This window comes from Romboutsia sp. (assembly GCF_051659545.1).
In the GTDB taxonomy this organism is placed as follows: domain Bacteria; phylum Bacillota; class Clostridia; order Peptostreptococcales; family Peptostreptococcaceae; genus JBOFOR01.
The window spans coordinates 45,438-62,874 of sequence record NZ_JBOFOR010000312.1 but is presented as its reverse complement, the minus strand read 5'-3'; the positions used below and the strand labels follow the sequence as shown (position 1 = coordinate 62,874).

Annotated in this window: 16 protein-coding genes; all 16 read right to left on the bottom strand. The window is 28.6% G+C overall.

Going from position 1 to position 17,437, the window contains the following annotated elements; all coding sequences use genetic code 11:
• Positions 1–186: 186 nt before the first annotated feature.
• Positions 187–1,782, bottom strand: a complete 1,596-nt coding sequence (locus ACRC03_RS18780; protein WP_438654137.1) for an NAD(P)/FAD-dependent oxidoreductase — start codon at positions 1,780–1,782, stop codon at positions 187–189.
• 56 nt (positions 1,783–1,838) lie between these two features.
• Positions 1,839–2,156: a hypothetical protein gene (locus ACRC03_RS18775; RefSeq protein ID WP_438654136.1), complete on the bottom strand. Its 318-nt coding sequence runs from the start codon at positions 2,154–2,156 to the stop codon at positions 1,839–1,841.
• A 5-nt stretch (positions 2,157–2,161) separates the two neighbouring features.
• On the bottom strand, positions 2,162–2,539 hold the full coding sequence (locus tag ACRC03_RS18770; protein ID WP_438654135.1) for a hypothetical protein: 378 nt from the start codon (positions 2,537–2,539) through the stop codon (positions 2,162–2,164).
• A 184-nt stretch (positions 2,540–2,723) separates the two neighbouring features.
• Positions 2,724–3,758: an SEC-C metal-binding domain-containing protein gene (locus ACRC03_RS18765; protein WP_438654134.1), complete on the bottom strand. Its 1,035-nt coding sequence runs from the start codon at positions 3,756–3,758 to the stop codon at positions 2,724–2,726.
• Between the two features lie 342 nt (positions 3,759–4,100).
• The gene (locus ACRC03_RS18760; protein WP_438654133.1) at positions 4,101–4,487 is read right to left on the bottom strand and encodes a type II secretion system protein; all 387 of its coding nucleotides are present in this window, start codon (positions 4,485–4,487) and stop codon (positions 4,101–4,103) included.
• A gap of 13 nt (positions 4,488–4,500) precedes the next feature.
• Entirely contained in the window at positions 4,501–5,640 is a 1,140-nt protein-coding gene (locus ACRC03_RS18755; protein ID WP_438654132.1) for a type II secretion system F family protein, read from the bottom strand.
• A 14-nt stretch (positions 5,641–5,654) separates the two neighbouring features.
• Entirely contained in the window at positions 5,655–6,866 is a 1,212-nt protein-coding gene (locus ACRC03_RS18750) for a GspE/PulE family protein (protein WP_438654131.1), read from the bottom strand.
• Entirely contained in the window at positions 6,859–7,539 is a 681-nt protein-coding gene (locus ACRC03_RS18745) for a DUF881 domain-containing protein (RefSeq protein WP_438654130.1), read from the bottom strand. The genes ACRC03_RS18750 and ACRC03_RS18745 overlap by 8 nt, the downstream gene beginning before the upstream one ends.
• Before the next feature lie 192 nt (positions 7,540–7,731).
• The gene (locus ACRC03_RS18740; RefSeq protein WP_438654129.1) at positions 7,732–8,805 is read right to left on the bottom strand and encodes an ATP-binding protein; all 1,074 of its coding nucleotides are present in this window, start codon (positions 8,803–8,805) and stop codon (positions 7,732–7,734) included.
• 122 nt (positions 8,806–8,927) lie between these two features.
• Positions 8,928–9,539 (bottom strand): ribosome biogenesis GTP-binding protein YihA/YsxC, encoded by a 612-nt coding sequence (gene yihA / locus ACRC03_RS18735; RefSeq protein WP_438654128.1) that lies wholly within the window; start codon positions 9,537–9,539, stop codon positions 8,928–8,930.
• Entirely contained in the window at positions 9,539–11,893 is a 2,355-nt protein-coding gene (gene lon, locus ACRC03_RS18730) for an endopeptidase La (protein WP_438654127.1), read from the bottom strand. The genes yihA and lon overlap by 1 nt, the downstream gene beginning before the upstream one ends.
• A 264-nt stretch (positions 11,894–12,157) precedes the next feature.
• On the bottom strand, positions 12,158–13,405 hold the full coding sequence (clpX, locus tag ACRC03_RS18725; RefSeq protein WP_438654126.1) for an ATP-dependent Clp protease ATP-binding subunit ClpX: 1,248 nt from the start codon (positions 13,403–13,405) through the stop codon (positions 12,158–12,160).
• An 18-nt stretch (positions 13,406–13,423) separates the two neighbouring features.
• Complete coding sequence (gene clpP / locus ACRC03_RS18720) at positions 13,424–14,008, bottom strand: ATP-dependent Clp endopeptidase proteolytic subunit ClpP (protein WP_438654125.1); 585 nt, start codon at positions 14,006–14,008, stop codon at positions 13,424–13,426.
• A 72-nt stretch (positions 14,009–14,080) separates the two neighbouring features.
• Positions 14,081–15,367, bottom strand: coding sequence for a trigger factor (gene tig, locus ACRC03_RS18715; RefSeq protein ID WP_438654124.1), 1,287 nt, complete (start codon positions 15,365–15,367; stop codon positions 14,081–14,083).
• 145 nt (positions 15,368–15,512) lie between these two features.
• Positions 15,513–15,986: a metallophosphoesterase gene (locus tag ACRC03_RS18710; RefSeq protein WP_438654123.1), complete on the bottom strand. Its 474-nt coding sequence runs from the start codon at positions 15,984–15,986 to the stop codon at positions 15,513–15,515.
• Positions 15,986–17,335, bottom strand: coding sequence for a ribonuclease PH (gene rph / locus ACRC03_RS18705; protein ID WP_438654122.1), 1,350 nt, complete (start codon positions 17,333–17,335; stop codon positions 15,986–15,988). The genes ACRC03_RS18710 and rph overlap by 1 nt, the downstream gene beginning before the upstream one ends.
• Positions 17,336–17,437: the final 102 nt, after the last annotated feature.

The window sequence follows — 17,437 nt, the reverse complement described above, 5'->3', positions numbered from 1 at the left end:
CTTTTGTAGTTATATAATCTACTTGAAATTATAACATAAAATGCCATCTTAATTAATAATAAAGTTAATATTTTAACTAGTTAATCTATTTTCATTTTAATTTTATTCATTATTAAAAAAGTTGCCTCTGTAAAAAGGCAACTTTAAATAATATTATAGTTTTTACTTAATATTATTTATTTATGATTATTGGTTAGAATATCTTTGTATTATTTTTTCAGCACACTTAATTCCATCTACAGCAGCTGTAACTATTCCACCTGCATATCCTGCACCTTCTCCGCAAGGGTATAAGTTTTTAGTACTAGTAGACTGTAAAGACTCTTCATCTCTTACTATTCTCACCGGGGCAGATGATCTCGTTTCTACACCTGTTAATACTGCATCATGCATTGCAAAGCCATGTAGCTTATTATTTAGGTCTGACAAAGCTTCTTTCATAGTTGTAGTTACAAACTCTGGTAAACACTCTCTTAAGTCTACAAATTCGTATCCTGGCTTGTATGATGGCTCTACATTACCTAATGATGTACTTACTTTATCTTGTAAAAAATCTCCTACTAATTGAACAGGTGCGTTATAGTTTTTACCACCTAGTTCATATGCTAATCTTTCATATTTTTGTTGGAAATGTATTCCTGCCAAAGGGTCTTCGCTAGCAAAGTCTTCAGGTAATACATTTACTAAAAATGCACTATTGGCATTAGTCTTATCTCTTGCATGCTCACTCATTCCATTTGTAACGACCTCAAATTCATTGGAAGCAGAAGCTATAACACTACCTCCTGGACACATACAAAATGTATATGCAGTTCTAAGGTTAGAGGTATGGGAAATCAATCTATAATCTGCCGCTCCTAGCCTTGGATGATTGTAAAATTCTTTGTACTGAGACTTATTTATTAGTTCTTGTGGATGCTCTATTCTCGCACCTATAGCAAAAGGCTTTTGAATTATCCTAACACCTCTTTTATGAATCATCTCATAGGTGTCTCTCGCACTATGACCTATTGCTAAGATTACATTATCACTATCAACAACATCTTTTTGATTTATTATTACTGATTTTATATTATTATTTTCTACTACTATATCTGTTACTATAGAATCAAATCTAACTTCTCCACCTAATCTAATTATTTCATTTCTGATATTTTTTACTACACCTTTTAGTATATCAGTTCCAACGTGTGGTTTATGTGAATATAATATTTCATCTGGAGCACCAAAATTTACAAGTTCTTCCAGTACTTTTCTACATCTAATATCTTTTATTCTTGTAGTAAGTTTCCCATCTGAAAAAGTACCTGCTCCACCTTCTCCAAACTGAACATTAGATTTATTTTTAAGTATCCTATTACTCCAAAATTCATTTATATCTTTACTTCTAGAATCTACATCTAGTCCTCTTTCTAGTAATAACGGTGCAAATCCTCTTTGAGCTAAAAGTAATGCTGCAAATAGCCCTGCAGGACCACTACCTACTACTACAGGTCTAGCCTTAAGCTTTTCGCTACCCATTTCTACTCCTAGATATCTATTTTGTTTCACTTGTACTGTATCTTTTATTTTACTTTTTAATATTTTATCTTCGTTCTTAACTTCTACATCTACTGTATAGACAAAATCTATTTTTCCTCTTTTTCTTGCATCTATTGATTCTTTGTAAATATTATATTTAATTAAATCATTTTCTTTTATCTTTAATTTATTTATTATAAGTTTTTTTATTACTGATATATCTTCATCTATTCCTAATTTCAAGTTAGATATTCTTATCATAAATTTACTCTCCTTGACATATTTTATTAAAAAATATAGAAAGCTAGGGTTTAAACCTAGCTTTCTATAAACATAATATCTATATTCTCTTTTTCTAGATTTTCTTCTAAAATCTCATTTAATATGAGTTCTTTTATTTCTTCTCTTATAGATACTTTGTCAACCTTTGAGCTTAAATCTTTTATTAAGCCTAAAATTTGCATATCTCTATCTATTCTATTCTTAAATACAGATTCCACTCTATTTACAATTACTTTTAGGTTGCAAATAAAACTTTCTTTGTTATTTAGGTCTAGTTCATAATCATATTCATATACTTTAAACTCATATACATCTTGGTATGGAGTTATATTTTCAATTCCTACTAAATTCATATAAATTAATCCTTTTTAGTTATAAGACCTCTTATAACCTTCATATTATTAAATACTTTTTCTAAGAAGTTTTCAGCTTCTTCATTATCTAAAAGTGCTATTTCTAATTGCTCATCTTCTGGTATATTTTTACCTTTACAATATTCTTTTGCAATTTCTATCAATTCATTTTTTTCATCTATCTTTAAATCAAACTCTTTATAGTCTATTATTATATATTGTTTAGTTTTTTGAAGTGCACCTTCTTTATAACCTATTTCTATATGATATATAACTGCATATAAGTTATTAGGATTTTCTTCTCCTTTGTATACCGGTACTGCTGGATTAGATTTTATAAAATTTGTTGATACTGCTACTGCGCTTCCTAGACTAAGACTCATAACTATACCTCTTTCTGTACATTTTATATATCTACTATTTTATACATTATTTGCACATATTAAAACCTTTTTTTATAATTTATATAATTTTAATGTTAATAAATATGACTTTATTTATTTTAAACAAAAATTTAGGAATTATATTTACATATAATTCCTAAAAAGTACTATATTAATTTGTTTATTAAGATACTTTAAGATCTTTATATCTTTTTCCTAATGTACTCGGGCTTATTTCATATTTCTTAGATATTTGAGCTTGAGTTATAGTTTGTCCAGCTTCTTTTTTGATATGATATTCAATAGCTGCTGCCCATCCATTTTCAGACCCTTTTACTTCTCCGTTAGCTTGCTTGTAATCATTCCAGAATCCTATACAAACATCTACATATTCTTGTTCTGCATTTTGCTTTAACATAGTTGATATCTTACAATCCTCTTCAGTTATAGCTACTTCAGATAATTGACTGGCTCTTTCTTGTTTTTGCTTTCTAAGATATTCAGCTACACTTGGCTCTAATAATTGTTGCATGTATTTATATAATATGTGTGTGTGATGAATTAAGAATGTCTTCATATCCTTGTATAAATCTTCATATTGTTTGAATAAATACGTGATATCATTTATAATAACATCTTTAACTGCACCTGATATACTAATAGTTATGTCTATTAATATACTTGCATCTTCAGTGTTTACTATTCTAGCTATCATATGACTTCCTACTTTAAAATCCGCTAATAGCTTAACGTCTTCTGTATAAACTTCTGCTTCAGTTAAGCAATCTTTCAATAGTATTTTTCCATCAAGTATTTCTTTAACTTCATAGATACTTACATACGATTCAAATAAACATCTTAGAACTTCTACTTCGCTCTTGTTCATAGCATCTCTATTATCTTCATAGAATTCAACAGTCATAACTTTTTTACTGTCCATTATATGATCTTGTATGAAATAAGTGTTAAAAAATCTCTCAAACTTAGAGTTTATAGTTTCATCTTCTACTATATAAAACATTTCTTTTGCTTTTTCATATTCTGATTTAAATCTATCTTGTCTTGAATATTCATATAATTTTGTATATAATTCGGAATACTGCGTTTGTGAAAGACTTACTTTTCTACCCGCTCTTTCTGCCACAACATCTTTATTTAGACAACATTTTTTATATTTTTTGCCACTACCACAAGGGCATAACTCATTTCTCCCTAACATTGTGACCTTCAACTCCTTCGTTTTTAAATTAAAAGTACAATTTGTTATTATATCATTTTTTCTTAAATGATTCTATATTTATGATAGTATTTTATTATTTTTTCTTAATGTTAATTTTTAGACATAATTTTTTTTGTATTTTAATATAAAACTTCTAGATGTTTTATGAATATTCCTTTGTTATTTTATTTCCAAATTTAGCTTAATTGCCAACTTATATATCATATTATTTTATGAATGCCTTCATTCATTGTTTATCTTTATTAATACGACTTTATTCTTCATCTAAAATATACAAATACTTTCTATAAATAACTATTTTTTATTATAAAAAATAGTTATTTATTCTTTTGGATATAGTATCTTATTTCCTACTTCTACAGATATACTACCATCTTTATCTACTAATATTAAAAATTCACCTTCTAAGCTTTGTGGTTTTGGTATTAAATTTATGTAGGAGTTTTTTTTTAATTCTTCTAATTTTATTCTACCATTTCCATCTTCGTAATCCTCTATTACATCGGGTTTATCATTTTTGCATAAATTTGCAGCTGTAGCTAAATTTGTTGCTGCTATATAGTCTGCATTTTCTCTAGCTTTAGTTTGAACTTTATCAAATTTCATAAATCCTAATCCAGATAATATCCCTAATATTGTCACTACTATTACTAGCTCTACCAAAGTGAAGCCAGGTTTCTTTTTACTCTTTTTTATACTTAAATTCATATTTTTCTCCTTACTATATTGAATTTATTGCATCAAATATAGGCATAATCATAGATATTACAAATATACCTATAATAATCCCTATTATAATAGTCACTATAGGTTCCATAAATTTTATTAATTGCTCTATTCTTAAGTTTAATTCTTCGGTATAAAATTTATTGGTTATATTTAAAGTTTTTTCTAAATTTCCACTTTCTTCTCCCACTTTTACCATAGATATGAAAGTTTTAGAAAATACATTAGATTTTTCAATGGAGTAACTTATATTGTTTCCTTTTTTTATGTATTCATTTGTTACTAAAAGATTTTTGTAAACTATCTCATTGTCTACAACCTTAGAAGATATCTCTATTGCGTCAACAATATTTATTCCGCTTTGTATTAATATACTTAGAGTCCTGCAAAATCTTGTAGTAATAATTAGTTGAGTTATATCTCTTAGAAATGGAACTTTTAATTTAAGTAAATCTTTAAGATATTTTATTCTTTTATTAGTTTTTATAAGATAGTATAAGCCTATTGTAACTGCAAAAAATCCAAGTATTAGTATTAAATAGTATCTTCTCATAAAAATAGATAATCCTATTAGTATTCGAGTAAGAATTGGTGGTTTTATGTTGTTATTTACAAATACCATTTGGAAATTTGGAATTACAAATATTAACATAAATATCATAGTACAAACTGATAAAGCTATTAAAATTAATGGATATATAGATATTGTCATAGCCTTTGTCTTGAGTTTATCTTCTTTGTCATAATACTCACCTAAATCATCCATTACTTTATCTAAATTTCCACTTACTTCTCCTGCCATCAACATACTTATGAAAAATTTTGAAAATAAATTAGTGTTTTTAAAGGACTGTGTTATAGAATTTCCTTTTAGAATATGATTAGCTATTTGTAGGAATATTTTACTTATTTTTTTATTTGATTCTTGGCTTAATATCTCTATTATTTTTGTAATTTCATGTCCTGAGCATAATAATATACTCATTTTTTTACAAATTAGTTTAATTTCTTTATGCTTTATTTTATTGTATTTTTCTAATTTATTATTGTATTTTTGTAATTTGGCTTCTAATTTGGTTTGGATAACTTTTTCTTTTTTCTTTTTTTCATCAATTGATTTCGTAGATAAACTCATAATTTATTACCTAACTATATATTTTCTATTAAAATATATTCTTCAGAATCTAGGGTGTTGCTTTCTAGTGAAAATTTTGAACTTTCTTCAAAAGTTATCATACCTTTTTTACTTGCCAAATCCTTAATTTGTTTAGAATCTATTTTACGTTGTATACATGATTTAATTTCATCATCTAATTCTAGTATTTCATATATAATTGTTCTACCTAGATAGCCTGTGTTTTTGCATTTATTACAACCTACAGCTACTTTTGTATTTATTTCTTCTTCTATATCATCCTTTATGATAATATCATGACTACAATAATTGCATACTTTTTTTATTAATTTTTGAGATATTACACCTATAAGAGAGCCACTTATTAAATATGGAGGTATTTCCATTTCAAGAAGTCTTTCTATGGATGATATTGAATCCTTAGTATGCATAGTACTTATTACTAAATGTCCTGTTATAGCCGCTCTAACTGCTATCTTAGCTGTTTGTTCATCTCTTATTTCTCCAACTACTATAATATCCGGATCTTGCCTTAATATAGCTCTTAATCCCTTCTCAAAGGTTAGTCCTACTTTATAGTTTACTTGTATTTGATTTATACCTTCCATTCTATACTCTATAGGATCTTCTATTGTCATAATATTTGTTTTTGTATTCTTTAAATCATTTAATATAGAATACAAAGTAGTGGTTTTTCCACTGCCTGTAGTTCCTGTTATAAGTAACATTCCCGATTTTTTGTTCACTATATTTTTTATTTTATTTATTGCTTCTTCTGAAAATCCAAGTTCTCTTTTGTCTTTTAGAAAAGTATTCCTATTTAATAGCCTTAATACTATTTTTTCACCATATATAGTTGGAATGGTTGAAACCCTAATATCTATGTCTATATTTTCAACTTGAATTTCTATACTTCCATCTTGCGGTAATCTTTTTTCTGTAATATTCATACCTGCACTTAATTTAATAAATCTAGATATTAGTGGATACTCTTCCATTTTTAAATTTAAAATTAGCCTTAGTTCTCCATCTATCCTAGCTCTTATTGATAGTTTTTTACTGCGTGGCTCTAAATGTATATCACTAGCATCTTCTTTTATCGCTTTTTCTAATATATTATCAAGTACGTTTTTTGCATAGTCTTCTTCTCTATTAATATTATCCATGTAGCCTTTTTCAACTGTGGCTACATTCAGTTTATCCTCTTCTAAAAAAATACTACTCACCCTCTATATGGTTTAATTTGTTAGGTAAATTCATCTTTTTTAACTGTGTATTTTTTTCGACTTTCATCTCTAATTTTATAGGGTAATTGCTTTCTACGCTTTTTAGATATTCACTTTCTTTGTCTACATAATTTGATAGCTTGTCCATATCACCTATAATCTTAATGTCATAAGGAGGTGCTACTGGAACAGAATTTATGTTTATATGATTTCCTGCTAAAACTATTTCTGTATATTGATTTATTCTTTCTCCATTTATAGCTATAAATTTGCCACCTTTAACCTTTGCCTCGTTTATTATGTTTATTAATATTTTATTGTAATCCACAAAGTTTGCTATATTGCCTATTTCATCATTTAGAGCATCTACTTTTATACTTATCCCACTTTCTTTTAGGTCTGTGTAAGATAATTCTTCTTTTAGGTCATTTATTTCTGTCATTCTTTCTTGATCTTCATGTTTCTTTTTTAAGCTTTCTATTTCTTTGTCTAAACCCTTTTTTTCCTTATTTAAGACTTTAATATTTTTGTTTGTAATTTTAATTTGACCTTTTACTAATCTGTCCTTACTTATGTAATTTCCACTTTTTATATCACTATCTTTTATTGCAATCCCTATTAATACACCTAACATTACACTAGTTAGTATTATCAACATATATTTTTTTTTCATACTATTTAACTCCCTATAATTTATGATTTGTTATATTTATTTTAATCTTATTTTTAATAAATATCTATATAAAGCAAAATTACTACACTACAACTTTTTACGCTTAAGGAGCTCTATTACCTTAAGAACTATAAATAAATTGACACATAAAATAAAAAGGAGATTTAATTAAACCTCCTCCTTATATTGAATTTATTTCTTATATGTTAATATTCTTTGTACTAAACTTACTTGAAACTTATTTATTTCATCAAATTTCATACTTGGCACATAGTATGCTTCTATAATATCATGTTTTTCTTTAGCTTTCTTTAAATTTGAAATAGCATAATTTATTAACTCATCCAGTATTTTTTTATCAAAGTTAATTTCTTCTTCAAATCTCATACTCTTTTCTTTATCCATATATTCATTTAAATCAATTGTATTTTTACCTTCAAATATATCGCTAATTGTTATTCCTATTTTTAAATCTTTTATAAATATAGTTTCTATTTTTTCTTTTATTAACGGGTAATGATATACCTCAACTTCCATACCTTTTTCTAAAGCTTTATTATATACTTTTTTCATAAAAGTCATTCTTCCAGTTCCAATTTCACCTTTTATATGATAAATCTTTGAAGCTTGACTAAGGATGCTATCTGTATAATCCAGATGACCCATAGGAGTTATTGCAGTCCCAAATAGATGTCTTTCTTTTTTATATTCTCCTGTACTTGTAATACCTTTAAATAACTCTTCTATAAATCCTTCTGTAAATAAATTTACTTTACCAAAATCCATACATTGTGTGTATTTTTCCTCTATATCATAATATATAGGTTCTGCTGCTTTTAAAAATTTATAAGTTCTTTTGAAGGATTCTCCTATGTCTTTGCCACAATCTACAATTCCCGTTCTATTTTCTTCTAGTTTTTTTACATCCCAATATTCACCTAGATTTATTATTTCATCTATAGCACCAGGGTTTTTGGGATCTACAATATGAGGTGCTGTTCCATCTAATAACACTATTCCTAAATCATTTATTACTACTCCATCCAAAGAGTTAGGATCTGATGGACAATAATGTAATTCAACATCGTAACCCATTTCTACAAATTCTTTTCCTATTTTTTTCATCATTGAAGATTTCCCTACTCCAGGACCTCCTTTTAAACAAAAAATTCTGTTAACATTAGCTGGTATTATATTATCAAAATAATTAAATGGTCCATTCGATGTATTTGCACCTGGAAATAACTTTCTAGCTTTACCTTCCATAAATACCTCCTATAAACATTTATAGTCTCTTTTCTAGAATATTAATTATTCTTTGAATTTGTTACTCTATATAGCTTTTTTTACAAAAAAAAAGAACAGCTAATATTAGCTGTTCTTATATTTTAATCAACTGTTACATCATAACCATTTTCATGATATTGATGCACAATTTCATTCCATACTTCTTCTACACCAGTCTTCTTTAATGAAGATATTGGTATTATTTTTTCATCTGGTTCTAATTGTAGTTTCTTTCTGATTATGTTTATATGTTTTTGATATTGACCTCTAGATATTTTATCTGCTTTTGTAGCTATTACAACACAGTTATATCCAAAGTGTTTTATCCAGTCGTACATAATAACATCATCATTGCTAGGTTCATGTCTAATATCTACAAGTAAGAAAATAGTACATAGTTCTTCTCTGTCTGCTAAATATCTTTCCATGATCTTTCCCCATTTTTCTTTTTCAGATTTAGCTATTTTAGCATAGCCATATCCTGGAAGGTCTACAAAAAAGAATTCTTTATTTATAAGATAGAAATTTATAGTTCTAGTCTTACCTGGAGTCTGACTAGTTCTAGCAAAATTTCTTCTGTTTAACAATGTATTTACTATTGATGATTTCCCAACATTTGATCTACCTACCAAAGCTATTTCTGGTATACCTTCATCTGGATATTGAGATTTATTTACTGCACTCATTGTTATTTCAGCACTTCTGATTTTCATTATTTTTCACCATTCCTTAATAATGCATGCTCTAGAACTTCGTCCATATGTTCAACAAGCACAAATTCCATTTTGTCTTTTACATTTTCAGGTATTTCATCTAAGTCTGCTTCACATTCTTTTGGAAGTAGTACTTTAGTTATACCTGCTCTATGTGCTGCTAATAATTTCTCTTTAACTCCACCTACAGCTAAAACACGCCCTCTAAGAGTTATTTCTCCTGTCATGGCTACATTGTTTAATACAGGCATATTAGTTAAAGCAGAAATAACAGCTAAAGCCATAGTTATACCAGCTGAAGGACCATCTTTTGGTACTGCACCTTCGGGTATATGGATATGGATATCATTGTTCTTGTAAAATTCTGAATCTATATTAAATCTATCAGCTATTGATCTTATATAAGATATTCCTGCCTGAGCTGACTCCTTCATAACATCTCCTAGTTTACCCGTTAAAACAATTTGTCCTTTTCCTTTAAGCACATTTACTTCTACTGTAAGAGTCTCTCCTCCTACAGAAGTCCAAGCAAGTCCAGTTACTACTCCTACTTCAGGCTTAGCTCCAGCCATTTGATGTCTGTATCTATTTTTGCCTAAATAATCTTCTAAATCCTCTTTAGTTATTACAACTTCTTCTACTGATGGATTTTCAACATATTTTTTAGCAACTTTTCTACATATTTTTCCTATTGTTCTTTCAAGAGTTCTTACCCCTGCTTCTCTTGTATAAGAGTTTATTATATCTCTTATTGCTTCTTCATCCATTTTCATAAAATCAGCGTTTAAAGCATGCTCTTTTATTTGCTTCGGAAGTAAATACTTCTGAGCTATATTTAATTTTTCCTCTTCTATATATCCTGATACCTCTATTATTTCCATTCTATCTAGTAATGGTCTCGGTATTGTACTCAAGCTATTTGCTGTAGTTACAAATAGTATCTTAGATAAATCAAAAGGAACTTCTAAATAGTGATCTACAAAGTCTTTATTTTGTTCTGGATCAAGAACTTCTAGCATAGCTGAAGATGGATCTCCTTTGTAGTCTGCAGACATCTTATCTATTTCATCCAATAAGAATACTGGATTTTTAGTTTGAGCTTCTTTTATTCCATTTACTATTCTTCCTGGAAGAGCACCTACGTAAGTTCTTCTATGACCTCTTATTTCAGCTTCATCTCTTACTCCACCTAAAGATATTCTTACAAATTTTCTTCCTAATGATTCTGCTATAGATTTAGCTATAGATGTTTTACCTACCCCTGGAGGTCCAACTAAACAAATTATTGGTCCTTTCAGAGCTTTTGATAATTTTCTTATAGCTAAGTATTCAAGTATTCTTTCCTTTACTTTTTCTAATCCATAATGCTGTTCATTTAATATTTCTTCAGCTTTTACTATATCAAGCTTGTCTCTTGTTTCCTTATTCCAAGGAAGAGAAAATAAAGTGTCTAAATAATTTCTACTAACTGATATATCAGGAGACATCGGAGATATTTTTGAGAATTTATCTATTTCTTTAGACATTTTTTCTCTTGTCTCTTTTGGAATTTTTAGCTTGCTAAGTTTTTCTCTATAGCTATCTGCTTCAGAGTTTATATCTTCTTCTTCTCCTAATTCCTTTTGAATAGCTCTTAGCTGCTCTCTAAGGTAGTATTCTTTTTGAACTTTATTCATTTGTTTTTTTACTCTTAGAGTTATCTTCTTTTCTATTTTTAATATATCTATTTCTTCTAATAATATAGTGTATATAAGCTCTAATCTTTTCTTTATATCAAATTCTTCTAATATATTTTGTTTTTGATCTGGTTTCAAGTATATGTTAGCTGATATAGTATCTATAAAACGATCTACATCATCTATATCTGCTAATGATATAAGTATTTCAGGAGAAACTCTATTTCCTATATTAATGTACTCTTCAAATGCGTCAAATACAGTTCTTACAAATGCTTCCACTTCCGGATCATCTTCAGAATTTTCCGAATCAAAAACTACTTCTTCTACTCTTGCTTTAAAGTAGCCTTCTTCTTCTAACATCTCGATTTCTTTTGCTTCACCTCTAGATATACCTTCTACTAATACTCTAACTGTCTCTCCAGGTAATTTAATCATTTGTTTAATTTTACATATAGTCCCTATATGATAAAAGTCTTCTTCTGTAGGCTCATCAGTTTCTGCTGCTTTCTGAGAAGTTAAAAATACCATTTCATCATCTAACATTGCTGCATCTAATGCTTTTAATGATATATCTCTACCTACATCAAAATTTAATATCATATATGGGAATATCGCCAATCCTCTAAGCGGAATTAACGGTAATTCATGTTCTATTTTAGTATAATTCTGTTCCACTAATATCACTCCTTAAAGTGCTAAATTTTATCGGTTTGCTTTATATATTATATATTTACGAAACTTAATTTTCAACATTAATAGTAACTTCTTGTATATTTTAGCACTTTTTTATTATAAAATATACAAACAGTAATGTATATATATTTTATACTATACCTATTGTTTTTACACTATTAAAATAATTATCAAACATATTTTTAGCTTTCAATTAAAAAAGAAGCCAAATTGACTTCTTTTTTAATTGAAATTTAACTATATAATCTATGCACTTTCTTCTTTATCTTTAAGCACTAAGATTGGTTGTTCTCCACCACTTACTGCTCCTATTGTAACTACAACTTTTTTTACATCTTCCCTAGAAGGAACTTCATACATACATTCCATCATTACATTTTCAACTATACTTCTAAGTCCTCTAGCACCTGTATTTCTTTCTATTGCTTTTTTAGCTATAGCACGAAGTGCATCTTCTTCAAATTCTAAAACAACATTATCTAACTCTAATAGTTTTTTGTATTGTTTTACTAAAGCATTTTTAGGCTCTTTTAATATACTCATTAAAGCATTCTCATCTAATAACTCTAAAGTTGCTACAACAGGTATTCTTCCTATAAATTCTGGTATTATACCAAACTTTAGTAAATCTTCAGGAAGGACTCTAGCATATATTTTACCTAAATCCATTTCTTTTTTACTTTCTATTTTAGCTCCAAATCCAAGAGTTTTATCTCCACCACGTTTTTGGATAATTTTATCTATTCCATCGAAAGCTCCACCTAATATGAATAATATATTAGTAGTATCTATTTTTAAGAATTCTTGATGAGGATGCTTTCGTCCACCTTGTGGCGGAACATTTGCAGTAGTACCTTCTAATATTTTTAGAAGTGCTTGCTGAACACCTTCTCCACTGACATCTCTAGTTATAGATGGATTTTCTGATTTTCTAGCAATCTTATCTATTTCATCTATATAGATTATACCTCTTTCAGCTTTTTCTATATCAAAATCAGCTGCTTGAATAAGTTTTAAAAGTATGTTTTCAACATCTTCTCCCACATATCCTGCTTCAGTTAAAGATGTAGCATCTGCCATTGCAAAAGGTACATTAAGAGTTCTTGCTAAAGTTTGAGCTAATAATGTTTTACCTGAACCTGTAGGCCCTAATAAAAGTACATTACTTTTTTGAATTTCTATTTCTTTAGTATTTACTTTTTTACTGTAAATTCTCTTGTAGTGATTATATACAGCTACTGATAAAGCTTTTTTAGCTCTTTCTTGACCTATAACATAATCATTTAATATCTCCATCATTTCCTTCGGCTTTGGTAGAGATGTAGTATCCTCTTCTACGGTATCTTCTATCTCTTCTTGTATGATTTCATCACAAAGTTCAACACACTCGTCACAGATATAAACATTTGGACCTGCAATTAATCTTCTAACTTGCTCTTGAGTTTTACCGCAGAATGAACATTTTAACTGTCTCTTCTCTTCTTGTTTCGACATATTAACACCTCTTTCTATCTACGGTCTTCTAGTAATTACTTCGTCAATTAAGCCATATTCTTTAGCTTCTATTGCATCCATGAAGTTATCACGTTCAGTATCCATTTGAATTTTTTCTAATGGCTGACCTGTTCTTTCTGATAGTATTTTATTTAAAGTATCTTTCATCTTTAGTATTCTTTTTGCATGTATTTCTATATCCGTTGCTTGACCTTTAGTGCCTCCTAACGGTTGGTGTATCATTATTTCACTATTTGGTAAAGCAAGTCTCTTGCCTTTTGCTCCTGCTGATAATAAGAATGCTCCCATAGATGCTGCCATTCCTATACATATAGTACTTACATCAGGCTTGATGTATTGCATAGTATCATAAATCGCCATTCCTGCTGTTATACTTCCTCCAGGTGAGTTTATATATAAATGTATATCCTTATCTGGATCATCAGCTTCTAGGAATAATAATTGAGCTACTATTAAGCCTGCGGTAGCATCATTTACTTCATCTCCTAAAAATATTATTCTATCCTTTAACAGTCTAGAAAATATATCATAAGATCTTTCTCCTCTTCCTGTTTGCTCAACTACATAAGGTACTAATGCCATATACCATACCCCCTCTATCTCTTTATATTTCTATATATAATTTACAGTAGCCCTATAGGCTACTGTAAAAAATTAAGCTATTTTTGCATTTTCAACTAATAGGTCTATTGTTTTTCTTATTTTAACTTGACCTTTTATATCTTCTGTATCTGTTTCTTTTAAAGAAGCTTTTAATTTATCTACTTCCATATTGTACATAGATGCCATCTTATCTAACTCAGCATCTAATTCTTCTTCGCTTACTTCTATGTTTTCTGATTTAGCTACTGCTTCTAATACTAAAGAAGATTTAACTAATTTCTCAGCATCTTCTCTTCTTTCTTCTCTTAACTCCTCTATACTTCTTCCAGTCATTTCTAATAACTGTTGTAAGTTTAATCCTTGCATTTGTAATTGATAGTTAAGTTCCATTAACATATTGTCTATTTGATTTTGTACCATAGCATTTGGAACTTCTACTTCTGTATTAGCCGAAACTTTTTCAACTATAGCATTTCTCATTTCAGCATCTGCTCTATTTTGAGATTCTGCTTCTAATTTAGCTTTTACGTCAGCTCTTAACTCTGCTAAAGTATCAAATTCACTAGTATCTTTAGCAAATTCATCATCTAATTCTGGTACTTCTTTTACTTTTACATCATTTACTTTTACTTTGAATACAACTGGCTTTCCAGCTAAATTCTCTGCATGGTATTCTTCAGGGAAAGTAACATTAACTTCTACTTCTTCTCCTGATTTTTTACCTACTAATTGTTCTTCAAATCCTGGTATGAATGTGTTTGATCCTATCACTAAGTTATGATTTTCACCTTTTCCACCTTCAAATGCTACTCCACTTTCGAATCCTTCGAAGTCTATAACAGCTGTATCTCCATTTTCTAATGCTTTATCTTCTACGCTTAATACTCTAGCATTTTTGTCAGCCATTTCTTTTAAGCTTGATTCTACTGCTTCTTCACTTACATTATTATCTACTTTAGATATTTCTATACCTTTGTAGTCTCCTAATTGTATTTCTGGCTTAACTTCTACATTTACAACCATTACTAATCCATTGTCCTTGCTTATTTCTTCAACATCTAAGTCTGGTCTATCTATTGGATCTATGTTTAATTCATCTATCGCAGTTGGGTAAACTTCTGGGAATAATATTTCTATAGCATCATTGTAGAATATACCTTTCCCGTATTGACTTTCTATAACCATCTTTGGAGCTTTACCTTTTCTGAATCCTGGTATATTGTATTTCCCTTTGTTCTTGTTATAAGCTTTAGTTACTGCTGCTTCAAATTTATCATTTTCTACAGTTATTTTTAAAGTCACGTTATTGCCTTCTCTTTTTAATAATTCTGCTTTCATTGACTTAATCCTCCTATATTGTTATGTAATAATTAGCATATGGAATTTTAATCCATTGCACTTGATAGTTTAACTCTTTAATTATATCACATAAGTTTTTTTATTTACAAGTGTTGCCTTAATTTCTACTTGTAAGCAAACTTTGCTATATTTTTATTTCTTCTATATTTATGTTTCCATCCTCGATACTCATCATTACAATACTCTTGTAACTTACTCGTCTAGGAAAAGATACACTACCTGGATTTATATATAATATACCATCCTTTTCTATACTTAAAGGAACATGAGTATGCCCAAATATTACTATATCTGCATTAATACTTTTAGCTTTTATTTCAATTTCTTCTATTCCATATTTTACCCCATATTTGTCTCCATGACACAAAAATATACTTTTATCTTCTGCTTCAAAGATTAACTCATCTTCTACATCACGTTCAAAATCACAGTTCCCTTTTACGGCAATAATATTTACTTTCGTTTCGTTATATACATACTTCGAATCAGAAAAGTTATCTCCTGCATGAATTATTAAGTCACAGTTTTTCAAATGCGGTATAGCTTTGTCAATGTGCACCTTAATTCCATGAGTATCACTTATTACCCCTATTTTCATTATCTAATTACCCTCTTTTTAAACTCTGTTTTCATAAGTTTTAATGCATTTGCTCTATGGCTTATGCTATTTTTAATAGTAGCTGGTATTTCTCCAAAAGTTTTATTGTATCCATTTACTATAAATAAAGAATCATATCCAAATCCATTCTTACCTTTTTCTTCAAATCCTATATATCCTTCACAAGTCCCTCTTACTACAAATTCTTTCCCATCTGGGAATACAACCGCTATAGCCGACACGAATCTTGCAGTTCTTTGGCTCATAGGTATATTTTTTAATGCTTTCATTAATTTTTGTCTATTTTCTTCATCTGTTGCATTCTCTCCTGCAAATCTAGCTGAATAAATACCTGGTTTTTTACTTATTGCATCAACTTCTAAACCTGAATCATCTGATATAGCTATCATCTTTGTTAACTTAGCTATAGTTCTAGCTTTTATTAATGCATTATGTTCAAAAGTTTTTCCATCTTCTACTATTTCTATTCCACCTAAGTCAACATCCTTTAGTGAGTAGATTTTATAATCAAAATCTTCTAATATATCTCCTATTTCTTCTAATTTATGAGTATTATTAGTTGCAATTACTACTTCATCGCCATATTCCATTCCTAGTATTTCATCTGCAATTTCTCCTAATACTTCTCTTTGTGCTTTTAATAGTTCTTTGTTACCTTTTTCTCCAATCTCTAATAATTTATTTAAATCATCTCTTGAGAAAGGTCTTTCTTCTCCAGTTCCTTGAACTTCAACAAATTCGCCTTTATCTGTCATAATTACGTTCATATCTACTTGAGCATTAGAGTCTTCTTCATAACATAAATCTAGCATATGTTCTCCATTAACAAGACCTACACTTATAGCCGAAATAAAGTTTCTAATAGGTAATTCTTTTATAACTTTAGATTTATGTAATTTATTTAAAGCATCAACAACAGCTACAAACGCTCCTGTTATAGATGCTGTTCTAGTTCCTCCATCTGCTTGGATTACATCACAATCTACCCAAATAGTTCTTTCTCCTATTTTATTTAAATCTATTACTGATCTTATAGCACGACCTATCAATCTTTGTATTTCTTGAGTTCTTCCATCAATTTTACCTCTAGAAGCTTCTCTTATCTTCCTTTGGTGAGTAGATCTTGGCAACATTGAGTACTCAGCATTTATCCAGCCTGTGCCTGTATGTCTTAAAAATGGAGGTACTTTATCCTCAATTGATGCTGTACATATAACTTTTGTTTCTCCCATTTCTATAAGTACAGAACCTTCCGCATATCTAGTATAATTTCTTGTAATTTTCACATCTCTTATTTGATCATTATTTCTGTTATCAATTCTAGCCATTTTAAATACCTCTCTTAAAACTATTTACTTGCTATATTACTCTCATATTTAACAATATTTCAAATTCTATCTATATAATAATAATTTTAACATACATTTTAT